This is a genomic window from Curtobacterium sp. 9128 (assembly GCF_900086645.1).
Taxonomy (GTDB): Bacteria; Actinomycetota; Actinomycetes; order Actinomycetales; family Microbacteriaceae; genus Curtobacterium.
In genome coordinates this window covers 3,019,135-3,032,909 of record NZ_LT576451.1, presented here as the reverse complement: position 1 = coordinate 3,032,909, position 13,775 = coordinate 3,019,135, and the positions used below count along the sequence as shown (strand labels likewise).

At 72.2% G+C, this 13,775-nt stretch carries 9 protein-coding genes; 6 read left to right on the top strand and 3 right to left on the bottom strand.

The genetic code is table 11. From position 1 onward, the window contains the following. Positions 1–43: 43 nt before the first annotated feature. Entirely contained in the window at positions 44–1,357 is a 1,314-nt protein-coding gene (locus tag QK288_RS14455) for an exopolysaccharide production protein (RefSeq protein ID WP_281264978.1), read from the bottom strand. Positions 1,358–1,500: 143 nt separating this feature from the next. Between QK288_RS14455 and QK288_RS14450 the strand changes: the two genes are divergently transcribed. After that, positions 1,501–2,823 carry a hypothetical protein gene (locus tag QK288_RS14450; RefSeq protein WP_281264977.1) on the top strand — a complete coding sequence of 441 codons (1,323 nt, stop codon included), beginning with the start codon at positions 1,501–1,503 and terminating at the stop codon, positions 2,821–2,823. Between the two features lie 15 nt (positions 2,824–2,838). Here the strand turns inward: QK288_RS14450 and QK288_RS14445 are convergent, their stop codons facing one another. Together QK288_RS14445 and QK288_RS14440 are read right to left on the bottom strand one after the other, a co-directional pair. Next, the gene (locus QK288_RS14445) at positions 2,839–4,218 is read right to left on the bottom strand and encodes an O-antigen ligase family protein (protein WP_281264976.1); all 1,380 of its coding nucleotides are present in this window, start codon (positions 4,216–4,218) and stop codon (positions 2,839–2,841) included. Positions 4,219–4,237: 19 nt separating this feature from the next. Further along, entirely contained in the window at positions 4,238–6,349 is a 2,112-nt protein-coding gene (locus tag QK288_RS14440) for an acyltransferase family protein (protein WP_281264975.1), read from the bottom strand. A 78-nt stretch (positions 6,350–6,427) separates the two neighbouring features. Between QK288_RS14440 and manA the strand changes: the two genes are divergently transcribed. The 5 genes from manA to QK288_RS14415 all read left to right on the top strand — a co-directional run bounded on the left by manA (position 6,428) and on the right by QK288_RS14415 (position 13,752). After that, positions 6,428–7,645 (top strand): mannose-6-phosphate isomerase, class I, encoded by a 1,218-nt coding sequence (gene manA, locus QK288_RS14435; protein ID WP_281264974.1) that lies wholly within the window; start codon positions 6,428–6,430, stop codon positions 7,643–7,645. Between the two features lie 117 nt (positions 7,646–7,762). Beyond that, a complete protein-coding gene (galE, locus tag QK288_RS14430; RefSeq protein ID WP_281264973.1) occupies positions 7,763–8,725 on the top strand; it encodes a UDP-glucose 4-epimerase GalE in 963 nt (320 codons plus the stop codon). Between the two features lie 328 nt (positions 8,726–9,053). Next, on the top strand, positions 9,054–9,377 hold the full coding sequence (locus QK288_RS14425) for a WhiB family transcriptional regulator (protein ID WP_281264972.1): 324 nt from the start codon (positions 9,054–9,056) through the stop codon (positions 9,375–9,377). A 128-nt stretch (positions 9,378–9,505) separates the two neighbouring features. Then, positions 9,506–12,358, top strand: coding sequence for a glycosyltransferase family 2 protein (locus tag QK288_RS14420; protein WP_281264971.1), 2,853 nt, complete (start codon positions 9,506–9,508; stop codon positions 12,356–12,358). Next, on the top strand, positions 12,355–13,752 hold the full coding sequence (locus QK288_RS14415) for a DUF5719 family protein (RefSeq protein ID WP_281264970.1): 1,398 nt from the start codon (positions 12,355–12,357) through the stop codon (positions 13,750–13,752). The genes QK288_RS14420 and QK288_RS14415 overlap by 4 nt, the downstream gene beginning before the upstream one ends. Positions 13,753–13,775 lie beyond the last annotated feature (23 nt).

Sequence of the window (13,775 nt, the reverse complement as noted above, 5' to 3'; positions counted from 1 at the left end):
GGCGGCTGTCGATCCGTACAGGCAGACGACCCCTCTTCTGGTGTCAGCCCGCGTGGTCGTTCCGCGGCAGCAACCGCCGCCACGACCGCCGCCTGGCCGCGACCACGAGCACCGTCGTGAAGATCATCAAGCCCGCGCCGTGCAGCAGGTAGCTCTCCGCGGTGCTCGTCACCCCGAGGAGCACCAGGATCGCCGCCGGCCACACGTAGGCGACACCGGGGAACGTGGTGGCCGTGACCCAGGCTCGGGCGAACGCGAGCAGCGCCGTGAGCAGCAGGATCAGCATGCCGGCGAGCCCGATCTGCAGCCACGCGTCCACGAAGGCGTTGAGCCCGGACGTGAACCGGGCGCCGGACGGGTCGACGAAGACGGCGAACGGCACGACCGGCTCGCTCGGCCACGTGCCGACCCACCCCCAGCCCTGGATCGGGAACTGCCCGATGAAGACGCGGATCTGCGACCAGAGGTCGATCCGGATGGCGCTGCCGCCCGCCGCACCGATCTCCGCCAGGATGCGGTGCCGCGCGAGCACCCCGACGATCCCGACCCCCACCACGAAGGCGGCGAGCACCCCGTTCACGACCGGCCGGGTCCGTGCCTGCGCGTGCCGCAGCGACCAGAGTGCGAGGGCGGTCACCGCGAGCGCGATCATCGCGAGGCCGGTGATGGGGGACTGCACGAGCATGAGCGCGATCACGGCGAGCGCGGTGGACCCGACGGCGCGCCACATCGTCACGGAGCGGGTGAGGAACTCGACGACGAAGGTGACGAGTGCCGTGGCCGCGACGAACCCCATGAAGTTGCGGGTCTCGCCGATGCCCTGGATCGGCCCGCCGTACGCGATGTCGCCGTGGATCCCGAACGCCGGGATCGGCACGTCCAGCACCAGCCCGGACAGGACCTCGAGTCCGAGACCCACGACGAGCAGGATGCGGAAGGCGTCACCCGACGCGCGGATCACCTGGACGAGGTCGCGGCCGAGCGCCAGGTAGAGCCCCAGCCCGACGAAGCACACGGTGCCGACGAACCCACGGAGCGCCACCCAGGAGTACTCGCTCCACAGGACGCTGAGCGCGCAGTAGCCGACGAAGGCGAGGAGCGACAGCGGCAGCACGCCGTGCCACTCGATCCGGTAGCGCTGGCCGAGCAGGCTGAGCCCGGCGAGGACGACCAGCGTCACGAGGACCGCCCACGTCCCCGCGGTGCCGACGAGTGCGTGCACGGTGGGCTGCCCGAACGCGAAGAGCAGCATCACGGTCGCGAGGGCCTGGCTGAAGCGGCCACCGGCCGAGAACCCGATCCACGCCGACAGGTACCGGCGTGCGAGCGCTCGCCTGGTCACCCTGCCGTCCGTCACCGCACCATCCTCTCGCACCGCCCCGTGTCCCGGCTCCCGGTCCGCCCGGTGCGTCGGTATCGCACTGGGTTGACATCGCACCGGGTTGATATCGCACCGTGTTGATATCGCTGTGGGCGATGAACCGGTAGCGTCGGCCGTCGATGGAACGCACGAGGAGGACCCTGCTGACGGCGCTCGCCGCGGTGGTGGTCGGCATCGGGGCGACCGCGCTCGCGTGGTACCGGCTCGGCCCGGTCACCCGCGGGACGGCGTGGGCCGAGGACGGCGGGCTGTTCCTCCGCGAACGTCTGGCGCTCGGCGTCGACGGGTCGCTGCTGCACCCGTACGCCGGGTACCTGCACCTCCTGCCCCGGCTGGTCGTCGACCTCGGTGTCGCCCGCCCGATCGAGCAGTACGCGCTGACCGTCTCGGCGGCGTCCTGCGCGATCGCCGGAGCGGTCTGCGCCACCGTGTTCCTGCTGTCCCGAGACGTCGTCAGGGCGTGGCCGCTCCGCCTGGTGCTCGCCGCCGTGCCCGTCGTGTTGCCGCTGGCGCCGTACGAGATCAGCGGCACGGCGGCGAACCTGCACTGGTACATGCTCGTCGCGGTCCCGTGGCTGTTCTCGTACCGCGCCAGGACGTGGTGGGGCGCCTCGGTCGTCGCCGTGCTCGCGCTGGTGGCGGTCCTCACCGAGGTGCAGACGGTCCTGTTCCTGCCGCTGCTGCTCCTGGCGTGGTTCCCGAGGTCGGCGCCACGGCTCCGGGCGCTGCCCGTCACCGTCGTCGCACTCGGTGCCGGTGCGGCGCAGGCCGTCGTCGCGCTGACGACACACCGGTCGTCCGTCCGCGGCGACCCGTCGGTCGTCGACGTCGTCGCCGGGTACCTGGTGCAGCCGGTCGCAGCGACGTGGGACCGGGACGTGGCCGCGGTCGGCCGGGCGGTCGCCGCGCACGGCTGGTGGGTCGTGGCCGTCCCCGTCGTCGTCCTCGTGCTGCTCGTCCTCGCCGCGATGGTCGTCGGCACCTGGCCTGCGAGGTTCCTGCTCGTCGGCCTCGCAGGCGGGTCGGTCGCCGTCTGGGTGGCGGCACTCGTCGCGAACAGCTCGGCGGACGGCCGCTGGGGATCGCTCGACGACGCGCACCTCGCGACGCTCGGCGCGACCCGCTACGCGGCCGCCGCCGGCATGCTGCTGCTCTCCGCGGTCGTGCTCACTGCGGCCGTCCTGGTCGAGCAGCAGCGGACGGGAGGCACGGGTCGCGTGATCGGGGCGGCCGTCGCTTGGTGCGTGGTCGCGCTGGTCGTCGCGGTGTCGGTCCTGAACGTCGCACCTGGTCCGGCGCAGCGCAGCGCCGGCCCCGTGTGGGCGCCGCAGGTGACGGAGTCGATCGCTGCCTGCCGCGCCGAGCCCGGACGCATCCTGGTGATCAGGACGGCGCCGTGGGCGGCCGAGGTTCCGTGCTCATTGGTGCTGCGGGACCGCTGAGACCTCGGCGGTCGGTCAGGACCGTGCTGCCCAGCGGAACTCGCGCTTGCCGTGCGGGGTACGCGGGCCGTCGCCGATCGACACCGGTTCCTCGCCGACGAGCACGATGCGCGTCTTGATCGCGATGAGGGCGAAGAGGACCCAGTTGCCCTGGTAGAGCAGCCGCGACTCGGCGAGGGACTGCACGAGGAGCGCCACGACGACGAGCAACGGGAAGAGCGACACCGGGTCGAAGGGGCGGGGGAGCTGGTCGGCGCCGTACCCGATCCGCGTCGCGCAGGACCACGAGCGGTTCAGCGTCGTGAGGACGTAGATGCCGAACAGGATCAGCCCGATCAGACCGGTCTGCATCCACACGTCGAGGAACGCGTCGTGCGCCTGCAGGTAGGTCACACCCTTGCGCGGTGCCAGGTCGGCGAGCTGGTGGATGCTCGGCCACCAGTACCCGATCCAGCCCCAGCCGACGACGGGGTGCTGGTCGATCATGCCGAGCACGGCCGACCAGATGTCGCTCCGGCCGGTGAAGTCCGAGCTCTTGCCGAGCAGACCGGCGATCGCGCCCCTGGCCAGGACACCGACGACGACCACGACGACGGCGACGGCGGCGATGAGCAGGTACCGCGGTGTCCGGCGCTCGGTCGGGACCCGGCGGACGAGGACGGCGAGCGCGAACGCCACCGCCACGACCGCGGCTGCGACGATCACGGTCGACGATCGCGTCAGGACGAACACCGCTGCGGCGACCACGAGCCACCCGATCGCGCGGTTCCTGCCCATCCGACCTTCGGCGAACTGCACGGCGACGGCGATCGCCGCGAGGAGGGCGACCATCGCGAGCAGATTGGCGTTGCCGGGGAAGCCCTGGATGCGCCCGCCCGTGAAGAGCTCGGCGCGGGAGAAGTAGAACGCGTCCGGGATCTTGCGGTCGCCGTAGTGGGTCCAGATCGGCGCGATGGGGTGCCGCACGACCACGGCGACCACGGCCTCGAAGAGGAGCGACAGGCCGAGGACCCAGCGCAGCGCGGCGCTGACGGCGTCGAGGATGCGCCGCCACGTCAGCGTGGAGGCGATCGCGAAGGCGACGAGCACGCAGAGGAGCTGGGCGGCCATGCTCGCGAGCGTCGCCGCACGCCAGTGCGACCAGGCGACCGAGACCAGGCACCAGGCGAGGAACAGCCACAGTGCCCTCGGGGTCCGCGCGACGGTCGGCTTCGCCCGGACGACGATCGTGATGCCCCACGTTGCCTCGAGCGCCCAGACGACGGCTGCGCCGTACCAGGTCAGCATGTTCGGCACGGCGTCGCCGGCGAACATCGTGAACAGGATCGTGGTGGCGAAGGCGAAGGCCTCACGCTCGGGCACGGTGCCGCGTGCCAGGGGCCAGGTGTTCGTCACCGGGACAGGCTAGCGCCGGTCACGCCCCGAACGATCCGAGTGCCTTCGCGATGTCGGCGCCGAGGTACGGCGCGAGGGTCGTCGCGAACGTCGCGGTCAGGTGCGTGGGATCGCGGTGCACGACGACGCCGCCGATCACCGCGGGACACGCGGTCGCGGTGCAGTACGAGTCGGTGAGGTCGATGGTGCGTGCACGGTCACTGAGCGTCGCGGCGGCCTCTGCGGATCCGTCGAACGACGACAGCGCGTCGGCCCTGGGGGAGTCGCACGCGTCGGTGGTCGGTCCGGACATCTTCCCGAGGCAGGTCAGCACGTCGTCCCGCGCGACCGGGTTGTCCCGGATGGCGATGACCGGCACACCGGCCTCGGTCGCGGCGCTCCACGCCCCGACGAGTCCCCGGACGACGGTGTCCTCGTTCGTCGAACCATCCGGCACGATCACGGGCGACTTCGTCGTCGCGTGGGTGACCACGAGGGCGTCGAGCCCGGGGTGCTGCCGGATCCAGGTGAGTGCCGACCGCTTCCAGCCGTCGCACGAGTCCGTGTACGCCTGGGACGGCGCCTGCTGCTCCGCGGTGGTGAGGTAGCAGCCCACGTGCCCGGCGACGTCGATCCGCCAGTTCCGCTGCTTCGCGATCGCGGCGTACGCGCTGAGCAGGGCGTTGTTGTGCGAGTCGCCGATCGCCGCGATGTGCTTCGTGTACCCGGTCTTCGGCCCGAGCGAGCAGACGTTGAAGTCCGCTGTCGTGTTCGACCAGCACGCGTAGCTGTTGACGTCGTCCTTGCCGGCAGCCGCGGGAGTGGGCACCCGCACGTCCGCGAGCTTCGGGTTCACGCAGGGGTGGGCGCTCCCGATCCGGGCAGCGGCACCGAAGCAGTCCACGTCGCCGGTCTCGAGCGACTTCTGGAACGCCGCCGCCTGGACCTGCTGGACATGGAGCGCGCCGAGGGTCGAGGCGCCGAGCGCGACGACGAGCACGGTGCTCAGCGCTCCGTACAGCGCGACACGACGCGGGCGGAGCGCACGGACCCAGGTCGAGAACCTGAGTGGTTCCTCGACGAAGAGCGTCGTCACGGCGGCGATGACGAGCGAGGCGACGAGGATCGCGACCTTGCTCCGCGTGCCGAGCGGGTGCCCGGTGGCGATCGGCAGCAGGACGACGGCCGGCCAGTGCCAGAGGTACACGGCGTAGGAGATCCGGCCGAGGAACGCGACGGGCGCGAAGCGGCCGAGGACGTCGAGTCCCGAGCGGGCGCCGAGCAGGACGACCAGCGTCGCTCCCGAGACCGGGAGGAGCGCGGCGATGCCGGGGAACGCCGTCGCCGGGGTGATCACGACGAGCGACGCGAGCAGCAGTGCGACACCCAGCCACGAGCCTCCCGTCCGGACCAGCCTGGCCACCTGCGTGCGGGGAGCCGCGAGCGTGACGGTGGACGCGAGCCCGCCGAGCGCGAACTCCCACGCACGCGTCGCCGTGGAGAAGTACGCGATGCCGGGGGCCGTGCGGGTCTCGACGACGCACCAGACGAGCGACACGACGACCACCGCGCCGAGCAGCACCCGGGCGGTGCGGACCGGGGCGTGCCACCGCGTGCGCCGCAGCACCAGCGCGAGCAGCACGAGCAGGATCGGCAGCGCGATGTAGAACTGCTCCTCGACCGACAGCGACCAGAAGTGCTGGAACGGCGACGGCTGGTTGTCCGACGCCAGGTAGTCCACCGAGTCGGACGCGAGCTGCCAGTTCTGCACGTAGATCGTCGACGCGATGAGCTCGCGACCGTACTGCCCCCAGAGCGTGCTCGGGACCAGCACGAGGACGGCAGCACCCGTCGCGAGCAGGGTCAGGAACGCCCCGGGGAGCAGACGCTTCGCCCGCCGCGACCAGAACCGGCCGAGCGCGATCCGCCCGGTCGCGGTCTGCTCGCGGAGCAGGTGCCCGGTGATGAGGAAGCCGGAGATGACGAAGAAGACGTCGACGCCGACGAACCCGCCGGGGAGCCGGTTCGGCCAGAGGTGGTAGAGCACCACGGCGAGCACGGCGAAGGCGCGGAGCCCCTGGATGTCCCACCGTGTGGTGTCGGGCCGCGTGGCGTCGGGACGGCGGCGAGTGGCGGCGGGCTGGTCGGACATCGCGGAAAGTCTATGTATCGCGGATCGTGCCAGTGCGCAGGAGGCGGCCTGACGGTCGTGCCCGATACGCTTCGGGGCATGTTCCTCGGCATCACCAACACGGCGCGCGACTACGCGTGGGGATCGGTCACCGCGATCCCAGAACTCCTCGGCCGGACCGTCACCGGCGCCCCGCAGGCTGAACTCTGGCTGGGCGCGCACCCCGGCAGCCCGAGCGTCGTCGTGAACCCGGCGATGGTCGGTGGCGCGGACACCGTCCTCGACTGGATCGCCGCGGAACCGGAGACCGCGCTCGGCGCCGGGCACACCGGGCTGCCGTTCCTGCTGAAGCTCCTCGCCGCCGCCGCACCGCTGTCCCTGCAGGCGCACCCCACCCCGGAGCAGGCACGAGCGGGGTACGAGCGCGAGAACGCGGCTGGCGTCCCGCTCGACGACCCCGCCAGGAACTACAAGGACCCGTTCCCGAAGCCGGAGCTCGTGGTCGCGCTGAGCGAGCGGTTCGAGGCCCTGAGCGGGTTCCGGCCGATCGAGTCGACGCTCGCCGACGTCGAGGTACTCGACGCGGACAGCGGACGCCTCGGCCCGCTCGTCGCACACCTGCAGCAGGGGCTCGAGGACACCGTGCGCTGGCTCGAGACCGCTGACCCGTCCGCCCTGGCGATCGTCGACGCCGTGGGCCACCTCGCCACCGACGCGGTCGCAGCGGGGGACGTCAGCCCGAACCTGGCCACCGCCGCTGCGCTCGCCGAGCGCTACCCGGGCGACCCCGGTGTCGTGGTCTCGCTGCTCATGCACCGCGTGACGCTCGCGCACGGCGAGGCGATGTACCTCCCGGCCGGCAACATCCACGCGTACCTCGACGGCCTCGGCATCGAGCTCATGGCGCCGTCCGACAACGTCCTGCGCGGGGGGCTCACGCCGAAGCACGTCGACGTGCAGGAGCTGCTGCACGTGCTCGACTTCACTGCCTACCCGGCGCCGGTGCTCGTGCCGGAGCCGCTCGCCTCTGGTGTCGACCGGTTCGCGCCGGACGGCGTCGGCTTCGCGCTCGTCCGCGTGACCGGCGACGGCAAGCCCGTTGGGCTCGGCACCGGTGGCGTCGCGCCGCTGTCCGGCCCGTCGATCGCGATCTGCACCGAGGGCGTCGTGACACTCGTCGGCGCCCGGTCCGCGACGCTGCTGCGGCAGGGGGAGTCGTGCTTCATCACGCCGGACGAAGGCGACGTGACCGTCGAGGCCGACTCGACCACCGGGCTCACGTCGACCGTCTTCATCGCGACGGGAACCAGCGAGTGACGGGCACCAGCGAGTGACGGGCACCAGCGAGTGACGGGCACCAGCGAGTAGCGACGAGCGGGTTCGCGCACCGGGTGCGCGGGAGTCCGCGTCACGCGGTCCGCTAGCGTGGCTGGCATGAGTTGGCTGGTCACCGGCGGTGCCGGGTACATCGGATCCCACGTCGTCCGCGCGCTCGGCGCAGACGGCATCGACACCGTCGCGCTGGACGACCTCTCGAGCGGCTTCCGCGCGTTCGTCCCGTCGGACGTGCCGTTCGTCGAGGGCACGATCCTCGACGCCGACCTGCTCGCGCGGACGATCCGGGAGCACGACGTCACGGGCGTCGTGCACGTCGCCGGGTTCAAGTACGCGGGCGTCTCGGTCGAGCGTCCGCTGCACACCTACGAGCAGAACGTCACCGGGATGGCGACGCTCCTGCGGGCGATGGCCGACGCGGACGTCGACAAGGTGGTGTTCTCCTCGAGCGCCGCGGTGTACGGCACGCCGGACGTCGAGACGGTCGTGGAGTCCACCGCGAAGAACCCGGAGTCGCCCTACGGCGAGTCGAAGCTCATCGGCGAGTGGCTGCTCCGGGACATGGAGGTCGCCCGCGGGTTCACCACCACGTCGCTCCGCTACTTCAACGTCGTCGGGTCGGGAGAGCCGGACCTCTACGACGCGAGCCCCCACAACCTCTTCCCGCTGGTGTTCGACGCGCTCCTCGCCGGCAAGACCCCCCGGATCAACGGCGACGACTACGCCACCCCCGACGGCACCTGCGTGCGGGACTACGTGCACGTCGCCGACCTGGCGCACTCGCACGCCGTGGCGGCACGGAAGCTCGAGGCGGGGGAGCCGCTCGACCGTGCGTACAACCTCGGCAGCGGCGACGGCGTCAGCGTCCGGCAGATCATGGACGCCATGGCCAGGGGAACCGGCATCGCCTTCGAGCCCGAGGTCGCCCCGCGCCGCCCCGGCGACCCGGCACGCATCGTCGCGACCGGCGAGGCCGCATCCCGCGACCTCGAGTGGGCGATGCGCCACACCCTCGACGAGATGGTCACGAGCGCCTGGGAGGCCCGCCGCCGCGTGGCGTAGGGCCCGCGTCCCGCGCACGGCCGTGCCTGCCTCCGTGTCCCGGTTTGCGCCCAGCCACGAACATCGCGCCCCGTCACGACGGGGCGCGATGTTCGCATGGGGGCGCAACGCGCGCAACCGAGGCACGTCCGCCATGTACCGCACCCCGTTGTCCCCCGAGACGCCGACAGAACCGGCGCGACACGCCCGAATGGGGGACATGACACGCCGGAACGGTCAGTGCCTTCTATGATCCGCGACTTGACTCCGACGAATCACACCGCTGTAATTACAGGCAAGACACGCTGCGACAGGCGGCGACAGCGAGACGAACCAAGGGGTGATCAGGGTGAGCGGTTCCGACTTCCACGCCGGAGTTCCAGAGGACTGGCACGTCGACCCCGTGGCGCTCGGCGTCCCGGGTGTCCGCCGAGCCGCTGGCGACGACGAGGAGAACCCGCTTGCCTGGCAGGTCGACTCCCTCTGCGCGCAGACCGACCCGGAGGCCTTCTTCCCCGAGAAGGGCGGCTCGACGCGGGAGGCGAAGAAGATCTGCACCTCGTGCGAGGTCCGGGCCCAGTGCCTCGAGTACGCGCTCGAGAACGATGAGCGCTTCGGGATCTGGGGCGGCCTCTCCGAGCGCGAGCGTCGCAAGCTCCGCAAGCGCGCGTAGCCGCGTAGCCACCCTGGAGGCTGGACGAACGTCCGCCTCGCACCATGCGTTGATCGTCCCCACAGGTTCACGGCACGCCGTCCCGTCGGGCTGTGGCCGGGCCTCCAGACCGTAGAGTGACGCCCGTCATGCAGCCCAGTTCCGCTCAGCCCCGTGTCACCGCGATCCTCGTCTGCGCGAACGGTGCCGACCACCTCGACCGGACCCTGGCCGCCCTCGCGAACCAGACCCGCCACCCCGAGAACCTGGTCGTCGTCGACGTCGGTTCCACCGACGGGTCGACCGCCGAGCTCGAGTTCGGCGGATCCGCCCAGCTCACCAGGATCCCCGCCGGACGTTCCTTCGGCGACGCGGTCGCCGCGGGCGAGAAGGCTGCTCCGCACCCCGAGTCCGACGAAGCGGTCGACGAGTGGCTCTGGCTGGTCGGTCACGACAACGCGCCGGCGCCGACGGCACTGGCCGAGATGCTCGCGGCCGTCGAGATCGCCCCCTCCGTGGCGGTCGCCGGCCCGAAGCTCGTGGACGACGAGGACCCCTCCCGCATCCGCGCGTTCGGCGAGAGCATGACCCGGTTCGGCCGCTCGCTGGTGCTCGTGCAGGACGAACTCGACCAGGGGCAGCACGACCGGAACACCGACGTCCTGGCGGTCGCCGCCGGCGGCATGCTCGTGCGCCGCTCCGTGTGGGTCGCGCTCGGCGGCTTCGACCAGGCGCTGCCCGACGTCGACGCCGCACTCGACTTCTGCGTGCGCGTGCGCCTCGCGGGCCACCGGGTCGCGGTCGTCCCCGATGCGCGGACGACGAGCGCCGGCCCGATCGAGGAGTTCGGACGCAAGCGCGTCTCCGAAGGCCGTCGCGTGCGCCTGCACCGGCAGGCGCAGCTGCACCGCCGCATGACGTACGCATCGGCCGGGGTGCTCTGGATCCACTGGCTCACGCTCGTGCCGTTCGCGCTCGGTCGTGCGATCGGGCACCTCGTCGCGAAGCACCCGGCAGCGGTGTCCGGTGAACTGGCCGCAGCGTTCGCCGTGGCCTTCGGCGGCGGCGCCGGTCGGTCCAGGACGGCACTCGCACGCACGAAGAAGCTCGGATGGGCGGCGGTCGAGCCGCTGCGCGTCAGTTGGCGTCGCGTGCACGAACGGCGCACGACCTCGCGCGACGTCGAGCTCGCGCGGGTGGAGGACGCGCCGATCGCCCGGGCGTCGTTCCTCGGCGACGGCGGCATCTGGGTCGTCCTCGCCGCTGCCGTCCTCAGCGTCGTCACGCTCTTCCCGCTGCTCGGCTCCCCGGCGCTGACCGGTGGTGGCCTGCTGCCGCTGTCGACGACGGTCGGGCAGCTCTGGCAGAACGTCGGCTACGGCTGGCACACCCTCGGCACCGGGTTCACCGGACCGAGCGACCCCTTCGCCGCGGTGCTCGCCGTGCTCGGGTCGATCGTCTTCTGGTCACCGTCTACCGCGGTCGTCGTCGTGATGCTGCTCGCCTTCCCGGTGTCGGCGCTCGGTGCGTGGTTCGTGGTCCGCAAGGTCACGACCCGCACGTGGGTACCCGTCATCGGTGCGGCGCTGTACACGATCGCGCCGTCGCTGGTCGGGGCCGTCACGACCGGCCACCTCGGTGCCGTGATCGCCCACGTGCTCCTGCCGTGGCTCTTCCTCACCGTGCTCGAGGCGCACCGCTCGTGGGCGTCGGCGTCCGGTGCGGCCCTGCTCTTCGCCGGCGTCGCCGCGTCCGCGCCGTCGCTCCTGCCCGTGCTGCTCGTCGGGTGGCTCGTGGCGCTCGGCATCGGCTGGCGCCACGCGCACCGCCGGGTCTTCATCGCGGTCCCCGCCGCGGTGCTCTTCCTGCCGCTCGTGCTGACCCAGCTCGCCCGCGGCAACGTGCTCGGGATCTTCGCCGACCCCGGCGTGCCGTCCGCGACCAGGGCCCCCTCCGCGCTGCAGCTCGCGATCGGGCAGCCGCTGCCGGACTGGAACGGGTGGCTGCCGGTCAGCGAGCCGCTGTCCCTCGTCCTCGCGGCGCTGCCGATCGCGCTGGCGATCCTGGCGCTGCCGATCGCGGTGACCGCGCTCGGCTCGATGCTCGGGCACCGCTGGTCCGTGGCTGGTGCCGCGCTCATCGCCGCGCTCCTCGGCTTCGCCACCGCGTTCGCCGCCACCCACGTCACCGTGACCGGCGTCGGCTCGACGACCACCATCGTGTGGCCGGGCAGCGGGCTGACCGTGTACTGGCTGGCGATCGTCCTCGCGGCCTGCATCGGCATCGACACCGTGCCGCGGCAGGCTCCGGTCATCGGGCTCGTCGCGACGGTCTTCGCCGGGGTCGCCGTCGCGCCGGCGTTCGCGGCGTTCTACCTCGGCAACGCGGTGATCCAGCCGACCACCGGCCGGGTGCTGAGTGCCTACGTGAACGCCGAGGCGCAGGCGAACCCCGACGTCGGCACCCTCGTCGTCGACCCGCAGACGGACGGCTCGCTCGCGGTCTCGCTCGAGCGCGGACAGGGTTCGACGCTCGACGACCAGTCCACGCTCGACGCCACGGCGCTGTCGCTGTCGCCGTCCGGGTCACGCCTTGCCACCCTCGCGGGGAACCTCGCCAGCCGGAGCGGCTACGACCCGCGTCCCGCGCTCAAGGAGCTCGGCGTGAGCTTCGTGCTGCTCGACGACGCCCCGGCGGACGACCAGGCGAAGGCCGTGCACGACCGCGCTGCCGGTGCGATCGGGCAGAACGCGCTCTTCACCAGCATCGGTGAGACCACGAGCGGTCAGCTGTTCCACTACGAGGGCGACGTCGACCGCACCGGTACCGGGTCGGCCGCCGCGAAGACCACCCACGTGCTGTACCTCGTGGTCCTCGGGGTGGTGTTCGGCGCGGCAGCACTCCTCGCCGTCCCGACCGCCCCGCGCCGGCGCCGTGCCACCTCGAACGTCATCGAGGCCGAGGAACCCGCCACCACCTTCGACGAGGAGCGCGACGAATGAGCACCACCCCCGCGCGCCGCTGGATCGTCCGCGGCACGGCGACCGCCATCGCGGTGGTCGTCGCCGTCGGCACGATCGGAGCCGCCCACGCGTTCGGGACCACCGAGGCCCCCGGCAGACCGGCCGGACGCACGGTGACCCCGGTGCCGGCCGACGCCGAGCGCGTGTGCGCCGGCAGCGCCCTCCGGCTCTCCGACGACGCCGGCAACGACGCGACGAAGGCGACCACGGTCGGGACGGCCACGGTGGCGACGGCGACCACGGGGGAGTCCGTCGAGCGATCCGACCTGGCGTCGAGCACGAACGGCAGCAGCGACCCGACCCTGCTCACCGCGCCGGCGGGCGACACCACCCCGCAGGTCGCCGGATCGAGCTACCAGAACGTGTCGAACGGCGACCTCGTCGGCGTGGCAGCCGCGTCGTGCGACGACCCGTCGCAGTCGACGTGGCTCGTCGGCGGCTCGACCGAGACCGGCCGCACCAGCCTCATCACCCTGTCGAACCCGACCGACGTGAACGCCACCGTCGACCTGTCGATCTACGACGGCACGGGCACCGTCAGTGCTCCCGGCACCACCGGCATCGTCGTCGCGCCGAACTCGCAGAAGGTCGTGCCGCTGTCCGGGTTCGTCTCGGACCAGGGCTCGACGGTGGTGCACGTCACCTCCTCCGGCGGGCAGATCGTCGCGCACATGCAGGAGACCGTCGTCCGCACGCTGACCCCCGGTGGGTTCGACATCGTCTCCGGCGGTGCGGCCCCGTCGCGCAGCCAGGTCATCCCCGGCGTCGTCCTCCGCGGAGCCCAGGAAGCCCAGCGCGGCGACGACACCGCTGATGCGGCCCCGATCGTCCGGCTGTTCGTCCCCGGTGACAAGGCCGCTCGCGTCACGCTCGGGATCACCACCGCGGACGGCGGCGGCACGACGGTGAACACCACCGCGGAGCCTGGCGTGGTCACCGACGTCTCGCTCGACGACTTCCCGGACGGCCGGTACTCGTTCTCGGTGAGCTCGACGGAGCCCGTCGTGGCGGGTGCCAGGACGACGACGCCGACCGACCACGACTGGACGGACCTCGGGTGGTTCGCCTCGGCCGAGCCGCTCGGCGCGAAGGCGATCACGTCGGTCGCGCCTGGCGACGGTGCCCGGCTGAACGTCGTCAACCCGACCACGGAGGACGCGACGGTCGTCATCCGGTCCGGCGACGACCGGAAGTCCGTCCGCGTGCCGTCCGGTTCCACCGAGACGGTCGGCGTGGACACCGCCAAGCAACTGACGATCACCGGTGCGAAGGGCCTCGTCGCCGGGATCACGTACCAGGGTGACGACGGCGTGGCCGGCTTCCCGATCCGCCCCGAGACCGAGGTCTCCACCCCGGTGCGCGTCTACCCCTGACGCGCTGCCTGCGTCCCGCGCGG